The sequence below is a fragment of the Ruegeria sp. YTSA105 genome, from assembly GCF_059610225.1.
The window spans coordinates 17,162-37,488 of sequence record NZ_JBXWNE010000007.1 but is presented as its reverse complement, the minus strand read 5'-3'; the positions used below and the strand labels follow the sequence as shown (position 1 = coordinate 37,488).

The window sequence follows — 20,327 nt, the reverse complement described above, 5'->3', positions numbered from 1 at the left end:
CCGAAAATAGGCAGTTATTTTGGGTGATTAACGACCGGATACGAGAAGATCAGAGGCTGTTGAGCCGATGCTTTTCGAGTATCCCGCAAAGCATAGCCTGTGCTTGCAGCCTGTGTTCTCGATGACGTTCACGGGCGGCATCTGGACGACCTTCACTGATCGCTTGAAAAACAACCCGGTGATCTTCATTAGATTTAACGGGCAGGGGCCTGATGAACAACGTCGTTGCGCGCGCGCGACGTACCTGGTCGCTCATCATGGCGACAATCGCTTCGACTCGTTTGTTGCCGCCTAACCGAACGAGCTCCTGGTGAAACAACTCGTCGGCCTCGGCCCAGGCTTCAAGGTCTTCGGCTTCGATGGCTTGGTCCATCTTTGCAATTGATCCGGCAAGTACCGCCAGTTCATCTTCGCAGTAGCCCGCTTCGGCAGCGCGCTGTGCTGCGAGACTCTCGAGTTCCGTTAGGATGTCGTAGATTTCGCGCATATCATCTGATGAAACAGGCAGTATCCGAACGCCCTTTCGGGGCCGCATTTCAAGCAACCCTTTACTTTCCAACATCAGCGCAGCTTCCCGTATCGGGGTGCGGGACATGCCAAGGGTTTCGGCGAGTTCCGATTCCAGATGATCAGTTCCGGCCGCAAGTTCGCCGGACAGGATCATCTGTCGCAAATCCCTGACAGCGCGTTGCGTATTAGAAAGAGTTTTTGCGTCCTGATCCTTCACGGGGTCTCCAGGTTGATTTTTCGTCCTTCCGCAGCTGAGAGATAGATATTCTCTTCAATGCGGATCACATCCAAATATTCTCGGGCCGTGTTTTCCAGTGGCGTGCCCCGTAGAAGGCCCGAAATGACGTGACTTTGCAAGGCGTGGACGCAGTCTCCTCCAAATCCATCATGATCGCTTGGAGGTAGAATCTGCTGTCGCTCCTGTTTTCCAAAACCGCGGAGTTCTACTGAACCATCGCCATTAAGAACCAGTGATCCTTCCGTTCCTTCGATGAGCGCTTCGCCCATGGTCTGACGCAGGTTTTTGGCGCTGTGGTCAAGGCATCTGTTGCCATCGAACAGAGCATTCAAACCGTTGGGGTGGTCAAACAGGATGAAACCTGCATCCTCGCCCGCGATAACGGGGTTAATTTGGCGCAAGTCCGCATAAACGGCGCTTGGCGCATCGAATAGAAACCGGAACGTGTCTACCCAGTGAACCGCTGTTTCATGAACCAGGAAACGCGGCATTTCCTGAAAGTACGGCTGCCGGTCTAGGTAGGCTCGTGGTCCCTGTCCGTCGCCGGGCCGAAGCCGGAAAGTAGCTTGGAGAGGTGTACCAATTCGACCCTCGGTCATCGCCACCTTGATCGCACGATACCAGGGCTGAAAGCGAAAATTCTCATGCACGACAATAGTTGCACCTACCGCCTCAGCCTCTGAAACAATCTTCTCAGCTTCATCCAGAGATAAGCAAAATGGCTTTTGGCAGATCAGCCACTTGATACCAAACCGCAATGCCGAGCGGATTGCCTCGGCCTGCGCCACAGGCGGAAGGATGATGTCCACGAGATCTGGTTTTTCCGCCTCCAACATTCTTGACAGATCATCGTAAGCGGCCAGCCCTGTTTCTTTCGCCTTGTTGATATCACGGTTGCAGGATGCAATCGGAACCGCACCGGGCATTCGGGACCAGCTTTCGTAGTGGAACCTGCTGAAATACCCCGCACCCACACACGCGACACTGATGGCTTGTTGAGTATTCATGCCCGCATTGCTTCCAATACCGATGCGGCGGCACCCTTCGTTCCGGCCGTTCCACCTAGGTCACGGGTCAGGTTCTGTCCGTTCGCTGTCACCTTTTCCACGGCTTCACGCAATCGTTCGCCGTCGCTGGACAGGTCTGGATGATCATGGGTGAACCCCAACCATTCAAGCATCATTGCTGCGGACAGGATCATCGCAAAAGGGTTTGCAATACCCTGTCCCGCAATGTCCGGGGCGGAACCATGGCAGGGTTGGAATACAGCGTGATTCAACCCGATATCCGCTGATGGCGCCAGTCCTAGACCACCCATGAGACCCGCACCAAGGTCTGAGAGGATGTCTCCGAACATGTTCTCAGTGACCAAAACGTCAAATTCCCAAGGCTTTTGAACCATCCATAGAGCGGTGGCATCAACATAGGCATGGTCAGCTTTCAAATCGGGATGGCGTGCGGCCTCCATGTCAAAGATAGATCTGAAGAATGCAAAGGCCCTGAAAACATTGGCTTTGTCGACACATGTAACCCGTCCTTGGCCGCGACCGGATGCCTTGCGGTTCTTGGCGAGTTCAAACGCGAAACGGAACAGTTTTTCGGACACCTCACGAGTGATCAGCAGAGTTTCACGTGCTTCGTGTTCCGTTACTTCGCCAGCGCCTTGGGTGAAGAACAGTCCTTCTGTGCTTTCGCGTATCAAGACAAAGTCGATCTCTTTTCCGGGGGGCAGCGTCAAGGGGGTCATTTGTCCGCTGCTTACCTTTACTGGTCGTACACCAGCGAAAAGTCCCAGTTGCTTTCGCAGATCAATCTGAGGTGAAATCTCGGTTCCGTCAGGATATCGAACATCCGGCAAGCCCATTGCAGACAGCAGAATTGCGTCAGCATTACGTGCAGTTTCGAGTGATCCAGCCGGAAACGATTCTCCAGTTTTGGTGTAGTGGCCTGCGCCTGCTGGTGCGTCTGTAAACGCCAGCTCGTAGCTGGGATTGTTGCCCGAAAGCTGGCGCAGGATTTCAAGCGTAGGGGCCATAATTTCCGGGCCGATCCCGTCCCCGTGGAACACTGCAACATCGTACATCTTTTTCATCTTTGCCCATTTCCTTCCCGTTTCGCATTCATAGCGCGATAGCAGCTTCCACTACAGTACGTTGACAATGCATTCTTTAATGTATACGCAAATAAATGCAATAATAAACGCGAAGTAGTTTTGGGAGGACTTGGAAATGAAACTAAAGCTAGGGCGGTTGGCGGCCGCAGCCGTGGTGGCGACCGGGATTACAGGGGCAGCTATTGCGCAGGATTATCCCTATCGTGATATCACCACAGCTGTGGTCTGGGGGGCCGGTGGTGGCACGGACACGATCAACCGAATGATCATGGCCGAGATGGAAAAACATCTTCCGGTCTCGATCAATGTGATCAATCAAACAGGTGGTGTCGCAGGCTCCAACGGTATGGTTTACGTGATGAACCAACCAGACGATGGCTATACATTGGTCGGTTTGTCAGAGTCGAACGTCACCGCTGCTGTGCAGGGTGGTTGGGATAAGAAATTTGATTTTTGGTATCCGTTCATTGTTGGTGGATCACCTGATCTGATCTCGGTCCCGGCGGACAGCCCTTACAATACTCTGGAAGAACTAGTCGACGCTGCGAAAGCAGCTCCTGGCACTATTCCTGCGGCGGCTTCCGGCGCAGGTTCGATCCACCACTTGAATCTTCTGGCAATCGAAAAAGGGGCCGGTGCAGAATTCAAGTTTGTTCCATACAAAGGCTCAGCGCCCGGTCAGGAAGCTGCGATAGCGGGCGAAGTCGCGTTGGTTGTGACGTCACTGGCTGAACAGGCTCCGTTGATTGAAGGCGGTCAACTTAAACCGCTCGCGATGTTGACGCCCGAAGATGCGCAGATTGCAGGGGCAACAGTGCCTTCTGCCTTCGGCATCTATGACGGTCTCGATCAGTATTTGCCGCTCAAACAGGCCATCGGGTTTGCAGTTCACAGCTCAGCCGGGGACGATGTAAAGGCCGCGCTTGGTGATGCCTTCGAGCAAGCTATTGCCTCCGACACCGTCGCCGAATGGGCCTCTGCAAACAATTATGATGTCGGTGGTCAACACGGTGAAGAAGCTCAAGAACTGTTTGCGAACCTCGAGGCTACTTTTGCCTATACCTTGCAAGACCTTGGCGCTGCCACAGTGGATCCGGCCTCGCTGGGTATCGAGCAGCCCTAATCCGATCAATTTTGAAGGGGCGCGCATGATCGCGCCCTTTCCCTCAGGAGGCAGGCAATGGACAAACCTGACGAAACACTGGTCATGCGGTCGCGCGACTTTTGGGCAGCAATTGTTCTTGTAACAGTGTCCGTCTTTTTTCTTTGGAAGACATCGGACATTCCACTTTGGGGCGAAAACCGCGCAGGTGTAAGTGGATCGGATTGGTACAACTCGGCTGCAATTGTACCGCTGTTCATCTTCGGTGGATTGCTTGGCTTGTCCTTCGTTTTGCTTGCTATTTCAATCCGCTCAGGTGGTGCCCAAAACGCGCTTAGTGCTTTGGGCATCGGATGGGATAAGTCGGAAGCCTATCGAGCTTCAACAATAGGCCTGATCCTTCTTGCATATGTCGTCGGACTGGTTCCCAGAGTGGACTTCATTCTGTGTTCTGGGTTGCTGATTACAGCTTTGACTTACGGCTACTACGGGGGTCATGCGCGGCGTGCTTTGGTGGCCTGTAGCGCGGTTGTCTCTGCCGGGCTATTTGCGTTTGCTGTTTTCCCCGCGCAGGCGGACTGGAACGCACTCAGTGATGATTGGTTTACACTGGCTCTATGGGTCTCGCTTACACTTTTGGTGTTGAGCAAGGCGACTTCCGAACACGTTTTGCGGTTCGTTCCGTTGGTGGCAATACTTGCCCCGCTCATCCTCGTTTGTGCGATGGCCTTTGTTTTCCGACAGAACGTGCCCGCGCGCGGCGGGCTGATCTTCAAGCAAATCGAGTACCACTACTACGTGACGCTTCGTCCGCTATGGAAAGATTGACCGGATGGACTTTATCCTTTCGCAACTGGCTGGATTTGGGACCACATTCGTGGGCCTGGCAGTAGACCCGCTGACCTATCTGTATTTGATTGCATCCGTGTTCCTGGGTATAACGTTTGGCGCATTGCCCGGCCTGACCGCAACGCTGGCAGTGACGATCCTGACGGGTTTCTTCGGCAACAAGATCCCATTGGACTATTCGCTGATCGCTTTGCTCGGGGCCTATGTCGGCGCGATTTACGGTGGCTCTTATCCGTCAATCCTGCTGAACATTCCGGGCACGGCGGCCAGTGCGGCGACGGCCATGGATGGATACCCTCTGGCTAAAGCGGGTCGAGGGGGCGAAGCACTAGGGCTGACCACAACGGCCAGTTTCATTGGTACAGTTATCGGGACCATCACGCTTTTGATCTTTGTCTGGGCGTTGCTTTTGGTTTCAAAAAACATCGCAAGCCCGGAGAAAGCACTGCTGGCCCTGTTCGGCATTCTGCTTTCTGGCACTTTGATGAGCGAAGACCTGGTGATCAAGGGATGGATCGCCGGTCTGATCGGCCTTGCGATGTCCATGGTGGGGCTTGACCCTCTGTTGTCTGAACCGCGCTATACCTTCGGCTGGTCTTACTTGATGAGCGGGTTTCAGGTCGTGCCGGTTTTGATGGGGGCATTTGCCATTCCCCAAATCATCGACGGTTTAAGGCACGTTGAGGCCGGGAAAGCTCTGGCCCTGAAAGGTCGCATCCTTCCGAATCTACGCTCCATCCGACGCTACCTGCCCACCATTGGCCGGTCAGGGGTGATCGGGACAGGGGTAGGAGCACTTCCCGGCGTCGGCGAAGATGTCGCCGGTTGGGTCAGCTACGGTGTCGGTAAGACCTTATCTGCTGAGGGCGATAAGTTTGGAAAAGGGTCATTGGAAGGTCTGCTGTGTTCTGAAACGGCAAACAACGCCTGCATTGGGGGCGCACTAATCCCGCTTTTGGTGTTGGGCATTCCCGGTTCACCACCCGCCGCGGCTTTGATGGGGGCTTTCAAGATCAACAACGTGATCCCAGGTCCGACGATAGACCCCGAGATCATTCTGCGCGTGGTTGCAATACTTGTGTTGGCCTCCCTGACAATGTTCCTGATGGGCCTGTTCACTGCTCGGGTTTTCATCAGAATACTCGCCATCCCGCAGACTATCTTCTTGCCGGTTGTGATGGTTCTAACAACAATTGGGTCTTTCAGCGTCGGTGGTGGCATCAATGATCTTTACCTGATGCTTGGCGTCGGCGCCGTTGCCTATTTCATGAACCTGATGAAATACCCAATCGCGCCATTGGTTATCGGGGTTATTCTGGGCAGCCTGTTTGACGAAACCTTCCGCCGGTCGCTGTTCTTGTCGGACGGGGATCTTTCGGTCTTCTTTTCACGCCCGGGTGCGGCCATTCTGCTGGTGCTCAACATTGGCCTGATCCTCAGCCAACTGCCCGTTGCGAAGCGCGCTTTCTCACGTCTGAAAGGACTTTCCGTCTGATGTTTGTGGTTACTGTCACCTTCACTCTCAAGCCCGGTACGAGAGACACCTTTTTGCCGCTGATGGTCGAAAACGCTTCGACCTCTTTGTGTGAAGAAGCCGGATGCCAGCAGTTTGACGTTTGCCTCGGCGGCAATCCCGATACAGTTTTTCTCTATGAGGTTTATGATGACAGCGCGGCGTTCTCCGCCCACCTGGAAAGCGCGCATTTTCAGGCCTTCGATACGGCAGTGGCTGATATGATCGCCACCAAGGTAGTTCACCAGTACTCCGAGGTCATCCGATGAACGATTGGGAAATCCACGCCGTGAAATACGCGGATCGAAATGCGCGGACGCGAGCAGATAGTTTCATCATCGATGATAATCACAGCGCGCCTCATGCGATGGATTACTTCGTTTGGGTGCTCAAACGCGGCAACAAAGTCATTCTGGTCGATACTGGCTACGACTCCGATGAGGCCGCCGCCCGTGGTCGTCCCATTGCGATGGATCCTCGCGAGGCTCTGCGGCCCCTAGGCATTTCACCGGAAGCGGTAACCGAGGTTATCGTGACCCATCTTCATTATGATCACGCGGGGGGGCTGCATATGTTCCCGAACGCGAAGTTGCATATGCAATCGGCGGAGATGGCCTTCGCCACAGGCCCCTGCATGTGCCACGACCATCTGCGCGCACCTTTCACGGCTAGCCATATTTGCGAGGTCGTAAAGCGTCTCTATTCAGGGAACGTCGTGTTCTACGATGGAGAAGCCGAGATTATAGATGGGGTCACGGTGCATTGCATTGGTGGGCATTCGCGAGGGTTGCAATGCGTTCGCGTAAGGACGGAAGCCGGGTGGATGGTGCTTGCCTCTGATGCCTCGCATTACTATGAGAATTTCATGGCGCGCAAAGCCTTTCCCATTGTCGTCGACCTACAGGACATGATGGATGGTTTCGAGACACTCGAGAGGTTGGCCTCGCATCCTCGACTTATCGTGCCCGGCCATGATCCACTTGTGCGTGAGGTTTTTCCAGTCGGTGCAGCGCCGCATATCTATAGGCTAGACCCAGGGCCGACGAGGGACATCGAACTATGAAAATTGGTGTCATAGCGGATGATTTTACTGGTGCGAGTGATATTGCGAACACCTTGGCGAAGGGCATGGAGCCAGAAGGTGGGATACGAACCGCGCAGTTTCCGGGTGTTCCTAATATCCCGGTCGACGAAGAGATCGAAGCGGGTGTGATCTCACTCAAAAGCCGCACTGCACCGGTTGAAGAAGCCATTGCAGACAGTCTGAGTGCTTTGCGGTGGCTCGCGGATCAAGGATGCCAGCAGTTCATCTTCAAGTATTGTTCGACCTTCGATTCCACGACGGAAGGAAATATCGGCCCAGTTGCGAAAGCGCTTGCCGACGAGCTGGACGCGCAAAAGGTGGTTTTCTGCCCGGCCTTTCCGACAACCGGGCGCACCGTCTATCACGGTCACCTATTTGTGCAAGGTAAGCTGTTGCACGAGTCGGGGATGGAAAATCACCCTCTTACTCCGATGACGGATGCTAACATCAGGCGATGGTTGCAGTATCAGACCCAAGAAGCGGTCGGGTTGGTGTCAATTGACGCCGTGGAGCAAGGATCAGAGGCGATTGCTGATGCTTTGCAGAAGGCCGGCGAACGATTTGTAATTGGCGATGCGATTTCGGATGAAGATTTGTTGGCCTGGGGAGAAGCTCTAAAGGATGCCAAGCTCATTACTGGGGGATCGGGTATAGCACTGGGACTACCAAGAAACTTCCTGAGAGAGACTTCATCCAAAAGTGCTGGCACTGTGTTCACTGGTATCGCAGGGCCTGCCGCGATCCTTGCGGGTTCTTGTTCAGGTGCGACCCGCAGGCAGATTGAAATTCACGCGAAGTCCCATCCGACTTTCGCAATTGATGTTTCGGGTATTATGTTCGGGGATGTGACCACGCAAACGCTTCTGGATTTCTTTGAAGAGCATTCGGGTCAGGCGCCGCTCGCGTATTCATCGGGGAGCCCGGATGATGTGCGTGCGATCCAAGGTCAGTTTGGTCAGGAAGCCGTAGCGGAAAAGCTGGACAATCTCTTTGAAGATACCGCGCGAGAACTTGTCCAAAAGGGCTACAAGCGGTTGGTTGTAGCTGGAGGTGAGACGTCGGGAGCTGTCGCCCAGGCTGTCTCTGAGGCACTGGGGTCACCGGCTATGTCAATCGGGCCAGAGATTGACCCGGGCGTACCTGTCCTGAGCGTTGGAAAAACTGAACCCATTGCAATGGCTTTGAAATCCGGCAACTTTGGCGCTCCAGATTTCTTCTCGAAGGCACTGAGAATGATGGAGGCAGGCAAATGAGTTCTGAAGAACAGGCACTGCGACGGCAGATGTCCGAGCTGTGCGCCTCGCTGTTTGTGCGTGGCTTTTCCGTTGGCACCGCGGGCAATGTCTCTGCGCGTTTACCGGACGGGATTCTCATGACGCCAACGAATTCGACTTTGGGCAATGTTGACCCCGAGCGAATTGCCAAGATTGATTTGGATGGCAACCACCTGTCCGGTGACAAGCCGACCAAGGAGATCTTTCTGCACCAAGCCTTCTATGAGACGCGACCTGAAGTGGGCGCCGTGGTTCATCTGCACTCGACCTGGGCGACCGCGCTGTCGTGTCTGGAAGACACCGATCCCAATGACTGTATTCCGCCGCTTACACCATACGTGGTCATGCGCGTAGGCACGGTTAAACTGGTTCCATACATTAAGCCGGGTGATCCAAAATCCGGTGATTTGATCCGCGAACTGGGCGGCAAGTATAGTGCTGTTCTGCTGGCCAACCACGGTCCCGTCGTATCAGGAAAGGATCTCTTTTCAGCAGTCTGTGCAGCGGAAGAGTTGGAAGAAACAGCCAAGCTGCTCGTGGCACTGCAGGGTATGTCAACCCGGATGTTGGATGTAGAACAAGTCGCAGAACTCAAAGAGGCTTTCGGAAGGATGTAGTTGGACACAGATAGGGAGAGTGTGCAAACTTTTGGGTAAATCGTGCAAAATTATGCGTAAATACCACGCAAAGTTATGGGCAAGAACATCTGAATTTAATGATTGAAATCAATAGCAGAAGCGCAGCGTTATGCGCGTTCCTACAATTTTTGTTGGTGCGCCCATAGCTTTGCAACTCGCCCAAAACATTGGGCGCATTAACCTACAACTTTTTTGGTTTGAGGTTCGATATCTTCGGGTCTCATTCTTGGCTGGTTTCGCAGCATAATCGTAGTGCCGGGGAAGATTTTCGGATAGCCGCTACTAGCCCGAAGCGGACATCCAAAACTAGTCTTTGCAGTTTCCGAGATGCGGACTTTTCTGCGGTTCGTGGCAATCTGCCGAACTGGTGTTTCGGCCCTTACCGGACATTCACCCTTCTATCGGAATGGTGCAGCGCGGCCCGTCGAAGCGAACAGCCAACTCACGCGGGGAAAGCTCACTTTCCTTCAGGGCCAGATCCCTGATCTTCTCGCGCACTGGCGTGGGAATGCGGTTCCAGACCCGTGACGGCCGGGGGCAGCGGTCTTCAAGCGCCTCAGGACCACCGGAAAGATATTGGTCGTACCAGCGTTAGAATGTAGTCTTCGGGATACCCAGCTTTTCCAAAGTGCGTTTGGTCGGCAGATGGGATTGTTCGACCAGCTGGATGATCTCCAGCTTCTCAGATGCGGGGTATCTCATTCGTCGTCGTCCCCATCCGCGATCATGCTTTTTTTGAGAAGCCGCAGCTCAAGGGCCTGTTCAACAACAACCTCCTTCAGATCGCGCGCCTCACGGCGCAGATCCTTGACCTCGGTTGATGTCGCAGCACGTGCCGTGTCGCCAGCCAAACGTTTCTTTCCGGCTTCCGGGAACTCCTTGGACCAGCTGAAATACAGGCTCTGAGCAATGCCTTCGCGACGACATAGCTCTGCAATGCTGTCCTCGCCCTTCAGGCCATCCAGAACGACCCTGATCTTCTCTTCGGCAGAATACTGTTTTTGCGTCGCGCGGCGGATGTCTTTAACAATCTTCTCGCCGTGGCTCTGCTTGGTTCCGGGTTTCTTTCCCATCTCCACTCCTTGGCGGTTACGATGAGCCAGAAACCCTCTCTTATCAAATCAACCTAAACTGTCCCATTGGCGCTGACGTCAGACACTAAGTTAAGTACGCTAAAGAGTGCTGCGTTGAGTGCCCTGATCTTGCTTTTCTTGCCGGTGGCAGAAAAAGCAGGGGAGTCACGAATTTGCCAGATGTTGTACGACGTATGAGTGACCAAAAGCTAAAACTAAGCTGCCATCAGACAACCAGCTTCGCCTGCGATATCGACTATGCAGTCATCGCCGGTCTGAATGCGAATTGCCGGGCTTTCCCCTCCGAGTTCCAATTTGGGTGAGGTTAACCAGAACGCGCATTGCCACGGCGTCATTTCACGTGGCAGGGCTTTCAACACTTTTTCCATCAAAGGAAGCGGGGTTCCATCCTCAGCAAACTGGAAACATGGATAGGCGTTGGCCCCTTTGTAAGGCAAAGAAAGTACCTTCCCGGTTCTTGTCCAGATATCGGCTATCCGCGTGATTTGCCAGGAGCCATTTTGCCATTGTGCGTGCACTCCGGCATCGTCCAACAACGGATACTCAAGCGCAAAATCATCCATCCGGATGTCATTGACTGCGCTACAATGTCCCTCGAAACTATGCAAATACATCTACTTACTCACCGAACTCACTAACAACTCATGAAACGATACTGACAAGAAGTCGTTCTAGCCAAAGTTAAGAAGCTCACATTGGGCGAATTAAACTTCAGCTAACCTCGCTATTTTAACCTAGCGCGCTGAAATTATTGTTGGTTTGCTTACAACGGCCCGCCGTACTGATGCTCATAAAACCAGTTCTGAATTCGTGGCTTTGTTACTCATTGGGGTAGTAATCCTCACAATTTGAGGGCATTGGCCATGGATCTACCGAACCAATCTCTGGTTTGTGAGTGATCAACATCTACGTATTGGACAAAGCCGCCAGTCACTCTGTCAAGTGTTGGAAACGAGTACCGAGCGTGGCCTCTCTTTTCTACGAACACGATCCTCTTCATCTGACACTCCCGCAAGAAGACTAACAGTCCTGATCCTAAGATTAGCGTGACACAAAGCGCGCCGGGGAGGTTTTGCATTTCCACGGACCTAAATTGCTTTCTCTGGTCACAATACGGACTGACCATTCCAAAAATTCCCTACCGCCACCTTGAATTTCTGGGCCAACCATTCCACATCTTGCTCATGAGCAAAGAAACTCTCGCAGTTGGCGACATCAAATCACCCGCAGGCCCGGGTAGGCCTCGCGCCTTTGACGAAGCTGAGGCTTTGGAAAAAGCCTTGTGCGTTTTTTGGCACAAGGGCTACGAGACCGCATCTGTGGATGATCTGACCAAGGCCATGGGTTTGAGCCGGTCCAGCTTCTATGGAACGTTCGTCAACAAGCAGACTTTGTTTCACAAAGCCCTCAGGCACTATTCAAGGCGTGGTTTGAAAAATCTGCGTGACGTTGCAGATGCGGGCGGAAATGACCCCGTTGGTGCGATTATGGAAGCTTTGGCGAACCCGCAAGGCGGTCGTGACGGCTGCATGCTGATCAATTGCCTTACGGAACTTGCCCCGCATGACAATGAAGTGGCGGCTCTCGGGCGACAGCATTTGGAGAGTATTGACGAGATTATTGCAAGAGCGCTTGAGCCTTCGGATCCGGGACAGGTACTCAACAAGGCACGCGCCTTTGCCTCCCTTGCAATCGGCACACTAGCCTTGCGCAAAGCGGGTGTTCCCGCGGATCAGATATCACAAACCCTGAAACAAGCCCGGTTGGTGATTTCGCCATAAGGCCTCCGCTAAAAATAAGGGTATGAAACGTAACACAAACTCAAACAAGAGACAGTGACCCTAATATTGGACTAATTGGTCCAATAATATCTGAACGAAGTTTACCAAAGAAGGAAGCAGCAATGGCTGATGAAAAACTGTTCTCCGGCATCAAAGCTGGTGCAATCGAGCTGAAAAACCGCGTTGTCATGGCGCCACTGACCCGCAACCGGGCAAGAGCCGAAGATGACAGCGTCCATGAATTGCAGACCAAGTACTACGTGCAACGGGCGGGTGCTGGATTGATCATCACGGAAGCTTCGCAAATCTCGCCCCAAGCCAAAGGCTATGCCTGGACACCTGGCATTTATTCCGAAACGCAGATCGACGGCTGGAGAAAAGTGACTGAGGCCGTCCATGCTGAGGGTGGCAAGATTGTGATCCAGCTTTGGCATGTGGGCCGGATTTCGCATACAAGCTTACAGCTGGATGGCGGTGCCCCTGTTGCGCCATCTGCGATCGGCGCTAAGGCCAAGACCTTTGATGGTGAGCAGTTCGTCGAAACATCTGAGCCGCGGGCTCTGGCCGTCGAAGAAATTGCTGGCATTGTTGCCGACTACCGGAGGGCCGCGGAAAACGCCAAGGAGGCCGGTTTCGACGGTGTCGAGGTCCATGCAGCCAACGGATACCTCATCGATCAGTTCCTGAGGGACGAGTCCAACAAGCGTGAAGACGAATACGGCGGTCCTGTCGAGAACAGAGCACGGTTTCTGAAAGAGGTCATGGACGCAGTTGTTGACGTGTGGGGTGCCGACCGTGTTGGTGTCCGCCTAAGCCCGTTCTCGGACGCCAACAACATCTCCGACAGCGACCCGCAGGCGACATTCACTCATGCGGTCAAATTGCTGAATGGGTATGGGCTGGCCTATCTCCATCTCGTGGAAGGACAGACCGGCGGCCCGCGCGATATTCCGGAAGGTGGCGATCTGAAGATGCTCTATGATCTGTTTGATGGCGCGAAAATGGGCAACAACGCTTATGACCGAGACATGGCGATTGAAGCGGTTGAAACCGGAGCCGTCGATCTGGTGGCCTTTGGCCGGCCGTTTATTTCCAACCCTGATCTTGTCAACCGGTTGGAGAAAGGCGCCGCTCTGAATGAGCTCGATCCAACCACGCTCTACGGCGGCAATGAAAAAGGGTACACCGACTACCCGGTACTGGAAGAGAAAGCTGTTGCCGCAGAGTGATACATCGCTCTTAACTCCGTAGTGACAAGCAATACCAAGCAAAGTGAGCGCGTCGGTTTGGACGCGCTCACTTGGCAATTACGGGAATATCCATTCTTGAAGCGAGGATCTATCACAAGCCCTCGAAAGAACTGCTTCCCTATGATCAGGGTCGAATATTTCCAATAAGAATTTACTCTTGATTGAGAAACGCCCGGTTCTAGTTGAAGAAGATGTGTGGTGACTACGATCAATTGAGCGCGTTTCTCGAACCGCGCAATGTTATGGGCAAATCGTGCAAACTTGTGCGCAAAAGTCTTCAATTTTTGTGAGTAAAATCGATGGCGGCGATGCAGCGTTATGAGAACACCTACAATTTTTATGGGTGCGCGCCAATTTGCAGTGTCAGAACCCCTGCGCCGCGTTTGCACGTGATACGTCACGGAACTGCGCGGTCTTGGCCCGCGACTGATCTCCATGTGTTTTGACCGGTTACTCTGACGTGGACGTCTGAGCGACGTAGTCTGCTATCGCAGCGCGGCTGCCATGTCTCCAGATCTTGGTCAGCCAAAAAGAAAAGTCCTGACCAAAGCGGGTATCACGGCCAATCTCGCCGTAATATTGATCCTGCTCGATCCACAGTTTCGGATCATCTCTGGACGCCAGCGCGATGTGCTGAAGAGTGTCCCAATGGGGGTCGTTTGGCGCAATTTCAGACCCATCCTCGCGCCTGCCTGCACACATCCGGCACCAGAATGCCTCGGCTAGGGCCAGCCCGCTGGGGGCAGGGTCCGAGGCAACTGCGTCACGCAGCGAAGGCAGCAAGAACCCGGGATGCCGTGAGGATCCGTCAAACGCGACGCGGCGCGTGGTGTCATGGATGGCGGTGTTTGCAAATCGCTTTTCGACCAGATCAAGATATTCACTTGGTTTAGCGCCGGGGACAGCAGCGACATGCGGGAGGATTTCTTCTGCCTGAATTTTAGCGAAAAACGCCAGGATATCAGAGTCCTGCATGCATCGTGAAATCGTCGGGACGTTCAGGATTTCTCCGACATTCGCAAGCAGCTGATGACCGCCGTTCAAAATACGCAGTTTCATCGTCTCATAGCTATGAACATCGTGGGTCAGTGTGACACCGACTTGTTCGAGCGGCGGACGCCCTGCGCAAAAATTGTCCTCGATCACCCATTGGCGAAAGTTTTCATGTGAGACAGGGACGCGGTCATCGATTCCAAGTCCGTGGCATTGCGAAACAACCTGCTCTGTCGTAGCGGGTACAATGCAATCCACCATCGAATTGGGAAATGCCCCATATTGGTCGATCCATGTGGCTAGATTCGGGTCAGACATACGCGCCAAACCAACAATGCAGTTTCGCAGGATCACCCCGTTGCCCTGAAGGTTGTCGCAGCTGAGTGTGGTAAAGGGTTTCAAACCCTCCTTCTTGCGCTGTCGAAGAGCTGCAACAATGGCGCCAAATGCGGTTCGCGGCTGGTCTGGATGGGCGGCATCGTATCGAATGTCTTCGTGATCGGCGTTGAACGCGCCGGTATTGGCGTCCAGAAAATAGCCGCCCTCGGTCACTGTAAGCGACACAATCCGGATGGACGGATCGGCCATCTGCCGGATCAGCGTCGCATTCCCCTCTTCGATTGGCAGGTAGTCGATCATGGCTCCGACAATTTCGGCGGATATTCCCTTTGGGTCCAGCTCGATCAGTGTTGTCAGACAGCCCTGCGCCAGCAACCTCTCTCGCATTTCGGCATCATAGCTGCGGACACCGGCCCCGATGATCGCCCAGTCCAGTGCTTGGCCCTGTTGCATCAACTGGTGGATATACCAGGCCTGATGCGCGCGGTGAAAATTGCCCAGCCCGATATGGACGATGCCGGGTTTCAGGTCTGTGGGCAGGTAATTCGGTGTCCTGACAGTCGCAGGCATATCTGCAAGGCTGTCGCGCCGCAGCCGCACCGGGGGATTTGCGTTTGCCAGAGGATCCATCAGCTCATCCAGTTCCCGCCGTCGACATTGTAGGTTTGCGCGACGATATACTGCGCCTCGTCCGAGGCCAGAAACACGGCCATTCCGGTCAGGTCTTCGGCACGGCCCATCCGTCCGTGCGGCACCGCTGCGGCTACTTCGCGTTTCTTCTGCCCGGGCTCTTTGCCCTCATGCTTTGCAAAAAAGGCGTCCACAGCATCCCAGTGTTCGCCATCGACAACCCCCGGAGCAATGGCATTTACGTTGATGCCGTGTTGGATCAGGTTCAGCCCTGCAGATTGGGTAAGCGAAATGATAGCGGCTTTGCTTGCGCAATAGACGGCGACCAGAGGCTCGCCCCGTCGTCCGGCTTGCGATGCCATGTTGATGATCCGGCCTTTGGTCCCGTGTTTGACCATATGGCGCGCGACGGCCTGCATCGTGAACAAGGCGCCTGAGACGTTGATGTCGAAAACTCGGTTGTAGTCGGCACGCTCGATTTCGATGATGGGTGCTGCGGTAAAGATGGCAGCGTTATTGATCAGAATGTCGATGGGACCGAAATGTGAAGCCGTCTTTGCCACCGCGGCATCAATGCTCTGCTGGTTGGTCACATCCATCTCGATAGCCAAAGCGGCCTCACCGATTTCGGCGACCGCTGCTTGCACGCGCGCGCCGTCAATGTCGGCCAGCGCGACACGGGCCCCTTCGGCAACATAGGCTTTGGCAAAGGCCAGTCCGATGCCACGCGCGGCCCCGGTAATCAGGGCGGTTTTACCGACCAGACGTGTCATTCGATCCGCAGGCCCTTTGCGTCAAACCGATGGATCACATCCGCGCGTGGCGTCAGATAGATACGGTCGCCATGGTTGAAGCCAACTTCACCCCCCGCTCGTACGGTGATCGTGTCCGCAAGGCCGGTTTCGTGAATGTGGAAGAACGTGTCCGAGCCCAGATGTTCGGAAACCCCAACCACCCCGGACCAGGTGCCGGAACTGTCGGATACCTCCAGATGCTCGGGGCGGACCCCGATCGTATGGGCGTCATGTTTCGCGGCCTCTTCGCCCGCAATGAAGTTCATTTTGGGTGAGCCGATAAAGCCCGCGACAAACAGGTTTCGCGGAGTCTTATACAGCTCGAGCGGGCTGCCCACTTGTTCGATCACACCGGCCTGCAGCACGACGATCTTGTCGGCCATCGTCATCGCCTCGACCTGATCATGGGTCACATAGATCATCGTGGTTGCAAGACGCTTGTGTAGCTCGCTGATTTCAAGCCGCATTCCAACGCGCAAGGCGGCGTCGAGGTTCGAGAGTGGTTCGTCAAACAGAAACGCCGCAGGCTCACGTACGATGGCGCGGCCAATGGCAACGCGCTGGCGTTGACCGCCGGACAGTTGGCCCGGTCGGCGATCCAGGTAATCGGTCAGGTTTAGAACATCAGCAGCGCCTTCTACGCGGCGGTCAATCTCGGCCTGGTCCAGCTTGGCCATGCGTAGCGGGAACGCGATGTTCTTGCGCACCGTCATATGCGGGTACAGCGCGTAGGACTGGAACACCATCGCCAGACCGCGCTTTGCGGGTGGGACATCGGTGGCGTCCGCCCCGTCAATGTCGATACTGCCCGAAGTGATGTCCTCGAGCCCGGCAATCAGCCGCAACAAGGTGGACTTGCCGCAGCCAGAGGGGCCGACGAAGACAGTGAACTCGCCATCTTGAATGGTCAGGTCCAGCGGCGGAATGACTTCAACGTCGCCAAATTTCTTGGTCACGGATTTGAGTTGAATGCGTCCCATGCGGAGTTTTCCTTATTTCACGGCGCCGAAGGTCAGGCCGCGGACAAGTTGTTTCTGGCTGAACCAGCCAAGGATCAGGATTGGTGCGATTGCCATGGTCGATGCCGCGCTGAGTTTGGCAAAGAACAGGCCCTCGGGGCTGGAGTAGCTGGCGATGAAGGCCGTCAGCGGTGCCGCGTCAACTGCGGTCAGGTTGAGGGTCCAGAACGCCTCGTTCCAGGCGAGGATAAAGTTCAACAGGATGGTCGAGGCGATACCGGGCACCGCCATCGGCGTCAGCACATAGAGGATTTCCTCTTTCAGCGTTGCCCCGTCCATGCGGGCGGCTTCCAGGATCTCGCCGGGGATTTCGCGGAAATAGGTGTAGAGCATCCAGACAATGATCGGCAGGTTGATCAGCATCAGAACCACAACCAGACCTGCGCGACTGTCCAAAAGCCCAAGCCGGATGAACAGCAGGTAGATCGGGTATAGAACACCGACCGCAGGCAGCATCTTGGTGGACAGCATCCACAGCAGGATGTCCTTGGTGCGTTTTGATGGCACAAAGGCCATCGCCCAGGCGGCGGGCACCGCGATGATCACGCCCAATATGGTCGAACCACCCGCGATGATCACCGAATTCCACAGGAACCGCATATAGTCCGAGCGTTCCTGAACGATGGCATAGTTTTCCAGCGTCCAGTCAAAGTTCAGAAACAGCGGCGGGCTGGCGATGGCCTGTGCTTCGGTCTTGAAGCTGGTCAGGATGGTCCAGAGGATCGGGAAAAAGATTAGCAGACCAACGGCCCATGCCAGGGCGGTGTTAAGCGACTTGCGACGGGGTGTAACTGAGCGGCTCATATCGTTACCTCCTCACGCGTCCAGGTTCTTGCCGACGATGCGCATCAGGAAGATCGCAACGATATTGGCAAGGATGATTGCATAGACACCTCCGGCTGATCCAAGGCCGACGTTCTGGCCCTCTAGCACGCGCTGGAAGATCAGGTAGGTGAGTGTACGGGTGCCGAAGGCGCCGCCGGTGGTCACGAAGATTTCGGCGAAGATCGACAACAGGAAAATCGTCTGGATCAGGATCACAATGGTGATCGCGCGGCTTAGATGCGGCAGGATGATATGGTAAAAGCGCTTGAGCGGCGGCGCGCCGTCCATTTCCGCGGCCTCCAACTGTTCACTGTCCAGCGACTGGATCGCAGTCAGCAGGATCAGCGTCGCAAACGGCAGCCATTGCCACGATACGATCATGATGATTGACGTCATCGACGCCTCGGATAGCCAGGAAACTGGCTCAGCCCCGAAAAAGCGCCACAGATGAGCCAGCAACCCGTTGACCGGGTCCATGAACATGTTTTTCCAGACCAATGCGGAAACGGTCGGCATCACAAAGAACGGTGCGATCACTAGGATGCGGACAACGCCTTGGCCCCACATCGGCTGATCCAGCAGCATTGCCAGAAGGATGCCCAGAACAACCGTGATGGCAAGCACGCCGCCGACGATCATCAGCGTGGCCTGAACCGCGGGCCAGAAGGAACTGGAGGAGACGAACCGGACGTAGTTGTCCAAGCCGACCCATCCCAGATCACCGCCGCGCAGGGGCAGGTATTTCTTGAAGGAAAAATACAGCGTCATCGTCAGAGGCACGAGCATCCAGCCAAGAAGCAGGATCACTGCAGGTGCCATCATCAGGCGTGCAACTGATCGGGAATGTTGAGTAGCCATGACGCAAAACCTCTCTGTTCAGGCATAGCTCAGCCTGCGAGAAAAACGCGAGTTGTGGAAGGGTGAAGCGGGGGACAGACCTCTGTCCACCCGCTGGGAAGGAGGCCTTAGTAGCCTGCGGCTTCCATTTCTTCGGCAGTGAAGGCTTGCGCTTTGGCAAGAGCTTCTTCTACCGTTTGCTGCCCGGCATAAACTGCTGAGAACTCCTGGCTCACCTGCGTGGCGATACCTGCGAATTCCGGGATCGCTGCAAACTGAATACCAACGTAAGGCACTGGCTTTACAGTTGGATTGTTCGGATCAGCCGACAGGATCGAGTCCAATGTCATCTTGGCGAACGGAACCGCCTGATAGTCCGGATTTTCGTACAGCGACGTACGTGCACCCGGAGGCACGTTGGCCCAGCCTTCGTTTTCGGCTACGAGTTCGATGTAGTCTTTGGATGTTGCCCACTCGATGAACTGTTTGGCCGAGTCTGCCTGTTCCGTACCAGCCGGAATTGCCAGAGCCCACGCCCACAACCAATTCGAGCGCTTGCCAAGCCCCGTGTCGGGTGCAAGTGCAAAGCTGACGCTATCCGCGACTGTCGAGTCTGTCGGGTTGGTCACGAAAGAAGCCGCAACCGTTGCGTCGATCCACATGCCGCATTTGCCCTGCTGGAACAACGACAGGTTTTCGTTAAATCCGTTAGTGGCGTAACCTGCGGGGCCGGACTCGTTCATCATACCTACGTAGAAGTTCAACGTGTCAGCCCATTCAGGCTGATCGAACTGCGGTTTCCAATCTTCATCAAACCAGCGCGCACCAAAGGAATTGGACATCGCTGTGATGAAAGCACCGCCTTCGCCCCAACCGGCCTTGCCGCGCAGGCAGATACCGTTGATATCAGCGTCGCGATCGGTCATCGCAGCAGCCGCTTCGCGGATGAACTCCCAAGTCGGAGCATCCGGCATTTCCATACCCGCTTTTTCCATCAGGTCAGAGCGATACATGATCATCGAGCTTTCGCCGTAGAACGGAGCCGCGTAGAGCGTTCCATCATGGCTAAGGCCGCCTGACATGGCGGGCAGGATGTCACCTACGTCGTATTCATCCGACAGCCCGTCTAGGGGAACCAACCAGCCGTTCGCGCCCCAGATCGGCGTCTCGTACATACCGATGGTCATGATGTCGAATTGGCCACCTTTGGTGGTGATATCCGTTGTCACGCGCTGGCGCAGCACGTTTTCTTCCAACGTAACCCACTCGACATCGATGCCGGTCGCTTCGGTGAATTTATCGGTATAGCCCTGCATCCGGATCATGTCGCCGTTGTTCACGGTCGCTATTGTTAAGGTATCCGCTTGGGCTGCTGCCGTGGCGACGAAAGTCATTGCTGTCGCCGCACGAAGTGCGTTCTTGAGATACATCCCTGTCCTCCCTG

At 54.8% G+C, this 20,327-nt stretch carries 19 protein-coding genes and 1 pseudogene; 9 read left to right on the top strand and 11 right to left on the bottom strand.

Annotated features, from left to right (window positions below; translation table 11 throughout):
- Nucleotides 1-49: 49 nt before the first annotated feature.
- From AC2FH2_RS10655 to AC2FH2_RS10645, 3 genes are read right to left on the bottom strand one after another with little or no spacing between them, the layout of a single operon-like run.
- Nucleotides 50-727: a GntR family transcriptional regulator gene (locus AC2FH2_RS10655; protein ID WP_142639574.1), complete on the bottom strand. Its 678-nt coding sequence runs from the start codon at nucleotides 725-727 to the stop codon at nucleotides 50-52.
- Nucleotides 724-1,755: a Gfo/Idh/MocA family protein gene (locus AC2FH2_RS10650; RefSeq protein WP_142639572.1), complete on the bottom strand. Its 1,032-nt coding sequence runs from the start codon at nucleotides 1,753-1,755 to the stop codon at nucleotides 724-726. The genes AC2FH2_RS10655 and AC2FH2_RS10650 overlap by 4 nt, the downstream gene beginning before the upstream one ends.
- Nucleotides 1,752-2,840 (bottom strand): isocitrate/isopropylmalate dehydrogenase family protein, encoded by a 1,089-nt coding sequence (locus tag AC2FH2_RS10645; RefSeq protein WP_496679667.1) that lies wholly within the window; start codon nucleotides 2,838-2,840, stop codon nucleotides 1,752-1,754. The genes AC2FH2_RS10650 and AC2FH2_RS10645 overlap by 4 nt, the downstream gene beginning before the upstream one ends.
- 136 nt (nucleotides 2,841-2,976) lie before the next feature.
- Here AC2FH2_RS10645 and AC2FH2_RS10640 point away from each other — a divergent pair, with 136 nt between their 5' ends.
- The 7 genes from AC2FH2_RS10640 to otnC are packed head-to-tail and all read left to right on the top strand — an operon-like array spanning nucleotide 2,977 to nucleotide 9,300.
- Nucleotides 2,977-3,984: a Bug family tripartite tricarboxylate transporter substrate binding protein gene (locus AC2FH2_RS10640; RefSeq protein WP_271951906.1), complete on the top strand. Its 1,008-nt coding sequence runs from the start codon at nucleotides 2,977-2,979 to the stop codon at nucleotides 3,982-3,984.
- 57 nt (nucleotides 3,985-4,041) lie between these two features.
- Nucleotides 4,042-4,791, top strand: a complete 750-nt coding sequence (locus AC2FH2_RS10635) for a hypothetical protein (RefSeq protein WP_496823506.1) — start codon at nucleotides 4,042-4,044, stop codon at nucleotides 4,789-4,791.
- Nucleotides 4,792-4,795: 4 nt separating this feature from the next.
- Complete coding sequence (locus AC2FH2_RS10630) at nucleotides 4,796-6,307, top strand: tripartite tricarboxylate transporter permease (protein ID WP_496714172.1); 1,512 nt, start codon at nucleotides 4,796-4,798, stop codon at nucleotides 6,305-6,307.
- Nucleotides 6,307-6,594: a putative quinol monooxygenase gene (locus tag AC2FH2_RS10625; protein ID WP_142639562.1), complete on the top strand. Its 288-nt coding sequence runs from the start codon at nucleotides 6,307-6,309 to the stop codon at nucleotides 6,592-6,594. Before AC2FH2_RS10630 ends, AC2FH2_RS10625 begins: the two co-directional genes overlap by 1 nt.
- Nucleotides 6,591-7,388, top strand: a complete 798-nt coding sequence (locus AC2FH2_RS10620; protein ID WP_142639560.1) for an N-acyl homoserine lactonase family protein — start codon at nucleotides 6,591-6,593, stop codon at nucleotides 7,386-7,388. Before AC2FH2_RS10625 ends, AC2FH2_RS10620 begins: the two co-directional genes overlap by 4 nt.
- Complete coding sequence (gene otnK, locus AC2FH2_RS10615) at nucleotides 7,385-8,662, top strand: 3-oxo-tetronate kinase (RefSeq protein ID WP_496823504.1); 1,278 nt, start codon at nucleotides 7,385-7,387, stop codon at nucleotides 8,660-8,662. The genes AC2FH2_RS10620 and otnK overlap by 4 nt, the downstream gene beginning before the upstream one ends.
- Nucleotides 8,659-9,300, top strand: a complete 642-nt coding sequence (otnC, locus tag AC2FH2_RS10610) for a 3-oxo-tetronate 4-phosphate decarboxylase (protein ID WP_271951897.1) — start codon at nucleotides 8,659-8,661, stop codon at nucleotides 9,298-9,300. Before otnK ends, otnC begins: the two co-directional genes overlap by 4 nt.
- 435 nt (nucleotides 9,301-9,735) lie before the next feature.
- On the opposite strand, the pseudogene AC2FH2_RS10605 reads toward otnC, so the two are convergent.
- Nucleotides 9,736-10,394, bottom strand: a pseudogene (locus AC2FH2_RS10605) (transposase); the annotation flags it as partial.
- A 215-nt stretch (nucleotides 10,395-10,609) separates the two neighbouring features.
- Nucleotides 10,610-10,978, bottom strand: coding sequence for a hypothetical protein (locus AC2FH2_RS10600; protein WP_496689820.1), 369 nt, complete (start codon nucleotides 10,976-10,978; stop codon nucleotides 10,610-10,612).
- A gap of 621 nt (nucleotides 10,979-11,599) precedes the next feature.
- Here AC2FH2_RS10600 and AC2FH2_RS10595 point away from each other — a divergent pair.
- Both AC2FH2_RS10595 and AC2FH2_RS10590 read left to right on the top strand, forming a co-directional pair.
- On the top strand, nucleotides 11,600-12,196 hold the full coding sequence (locus AC2FH2_RS10595) for a TetR/AcrR family transcriptional regulator (protein WP_496689819.1): 597 nt from the start codon (nucleotides 11,600-11,602) through the stop codon (nucleotides 12,194-12,196).
- Nucleotides 12,197-12,318: 122 nt separating this feature from the next.
- On the top strand, nucleotides 12,319-13,425 hold the full coding sequence (locus tag AC2FH2_RS10590) for an alkene reductase (RefSeq protein ID WP_496823501.1): 1,107 nt from the start codon (nucleotides 12,319-12,321) through the stop codon (nucleotides 13,423-13,425).
- A 471-nt stretch (nucleotides 13,426-13,896) separates the two neighbouring features.
- Here the strand turns inward: AC2FH2_RS10590 and AC2FH2_RS10585 are convergent, their stop codons facing one another.
- The 6 genes from AC2FH2_RS10585 to AC2FH2_RS10560 all read right to left on the bottom strand — a co-directional run bounded on the left by AC2FH2_RS10585 (nucleotide 13,897) and on the right by AC2FH2_RS10560 (nucleotide 20,313).
- Nucleotides 13,897-15,408 (bottom strand): mannitol dehydrogenase family protein, encoded by a 1,512-nt coding sequence (locus tag AC2FH2_RS10585; protein WP_496714175.1) that lies wholly within the window; start codon nucleotides 15,406-15,408, stop codon nucleotides 13,897-13,899.
- Nucleotides 15,408-16,181, bottom strand: coding sequence for an L-iditol 2-dehydrogenase (locus AC2FH2_RS10580; protein WP_496823499.1), 774 nt, complete (start codon nucleotides 16,179-16,181; stop codon nucleotides 15,408-15,410). The genes AC2FH2_RS10585 and AC2FH2_RS10580 overlap by 1 nt, the downstream gene beginning before the upstream one ends.
- Nucleotides 16,178-17,182, bottom strand: coding sequence for an ABC transporter ATP-binding protein (locus tag AC2FH2_RS10575; RefSeq protein WP_281973690.1), 1,005 nt, complete (start codon nucleotides 17,180-17,182; stop codon nucleotides 16,178-16,180). The genes AC2FH2_RS10580 and AC2FH2_RS10575 overlap by 4 nt, the downstream gene beginning before the upstream one ends.
- Before the next feature lie 12 nt (nucleotides 17,183-17,194).
- Nucleotides 17,195-18,025 (bottom strand): carbohydrate ABC transporter permease, encoded by an 831-nt coding sequence (locus AC2FH2_RS10570; RefSeq protein ID WP_142639541.1) that lies wholly within the window; start codon nucleotides 18,023-18,025, stop codon nucleotides 17,195-17,197.
- A 12-nt stretch (nucleotides 18,026-18,037) separates the two neighbouring features.
- A complete protein-coding gene (locus tag AC2FH2_RS10565; protein ID WP_142639539.1) occupies nucleotides 18,038-18,904 on the bottom strand; it encodes a carbohydrate ABC transporter permease in 867 nt (288 codons plus the stop codon).
- A 107-nt stretch (nucleotides 18,905-19,011) separates the two neighbouring features.
- A complete protein-coding gene (locus AC2FH2_RS10560; RefSeq protein ID WP_496823497.1) occupies nucleotides 19,012-20,313 on the bottom strand; it encodes an ABC transporter substrate-binding protein in 1,302 nt (433 codons plus the stop codon).
- Nucleotides 20,314-20,327: the final 14 nt, after the last annotated feature.

What these genes read in the sequence shown, in the direction of transcription:
- AC2FH2_RS10650 (WP_142639572.1), bottom strand. Translation starts at nt 1,755, where the DNA reads ATGAATACTCAACAAGCCATCAGTGTCGCGTGTGTGGGTGCGGGGTAT.
- AC2FH2_RS10645 (WP_496679667.1), bottom strand. Translation starts at nt 2,840, where the DNA reads ATGAAAAAGATGTACGATGTTGCAGTGTTCCACGGGGACGGGATCGGC.
- AC2FH2_RS10640 (WP_271951906.1), top strand. Translation starts at nt 2,977, where the DNA reads ATGAAACTAAAGCTAGGGCGGTTGGCGGCCGCAGCCGTGGTGGCGACC.
- AC2FH2_RS10635 (WP_496823506.1), top strand. Translation starts at nt 4,042, where the DNA reads ATGGACAAACCTGACGAAACACTGGTCATGCGGTCGCGCGACTTTTGG.
- AC2FH2_RS10630 (WP_496714172.1), top strand. Translation starts at nt 4,796, where the DNA reads ATGGACTTTATCCTTTCGCAACTGGCTGGATTTGGGACCACATTCGTG.
- AC2FH2_RS10625 (WP_142639562.1), top strand. Translation starts at nt 6,307, where the DNA reads ATGTTTGTGGTTACTGTCACCTTCACTCTCAAGCCCGGTACGAGAGAC.
- AC2FH2_RS10620 (WP_142639560.1), top strand. Translation starts at nt 6,591, where the DNA reads ATGAACGATTGGGAAATCCACGCCGTGAAATACGCGGATCGAAATGCG.
- otnK (WP_496823504.1), top strand. Translation starts at nt 7,385, where the DNA reads ATGAAAATTGGTGTCATAGCGGATGATTTTACTGGTGCGAGTGATATT.
- otnC (WP_271951897.1), top strand. Translation starts at nt 8,659, where the DNA reads ATGAGTTCTGAAGAACAGGCACTGCGACGGCAGATGTCCGAGCTGTGC.
- AC2FH2_RS10600 (WP_496689820.1), bottom strand. Translation starts at nt 10,978, where the DNA reads ATGGATGATTTTGCGCTTGAGTATCCGTTGTTGGACGATGCCGGAGTG.
- AC2FH2_RS10595 (WP_496689819.1), top strand. Translation starts at nt 11,600, where the DNA reads ATGAGCAAAGAAACTCTCGCAGTTGGCGACATCAAATCACCCGCAGGC.
- AC2FH2_RS10590 (WP_496823501.1), top strand. Translation starts at nt 12,319, where the DNA reads ATGGCTGATGAAAAACTGTTCTCCGGCATCAAAGCTGGTGCAATCGAG.
- AC2FH2_RS10585 (WP_496714175.1), bottom strand. Translation starts at nt 15,408, where the DNA reads ATGGATCCTCTGGCAAACGCAAATCCCCCGGTGCGGCTGCGGCGCGAC.
- AC2FH2_RS10580 (WP_496823499.1), bottom strand. Translation starts at nt 16,181, where the DNA reads ATGACACGTCTGGTCGGTAAAACCGCCCTGATTACCGGGGCCGCGCGT.
- AC2FH2_RS10575 (WP_281973690.1), bottom strand. Translation starts at nt 17,182, where the DNA reads ATGGGACGCATTCAACTCAAATCCGTGACCAAGAAATTTGGCGACGTT.
- AC2FH2_RS10570 (WP_142639541.1), bottom strand. Translation starts at nt 18,025, where the DNA reads ATGAGCCGCTCAGTTACACCCCGTCGCAAGTCGCTTAACACCGCCCTG.
- AC2FH2_RS10565 (WP_142639539.1), bottom strand. Translation starts at nt 18,904, where the DNA reads ATGGCTACTCAACATTCCCGATCAGTTGCACGCCTGATGATGGCACCT.
- AC2FH2_RS10560 (WP_496823497.1), bottom strand. Translation starts at nt 20,313, where the DNA reads ATGTATCTCAAGAACGCACTTCGTGCGGCGACAGCAATGACTTTCGTC.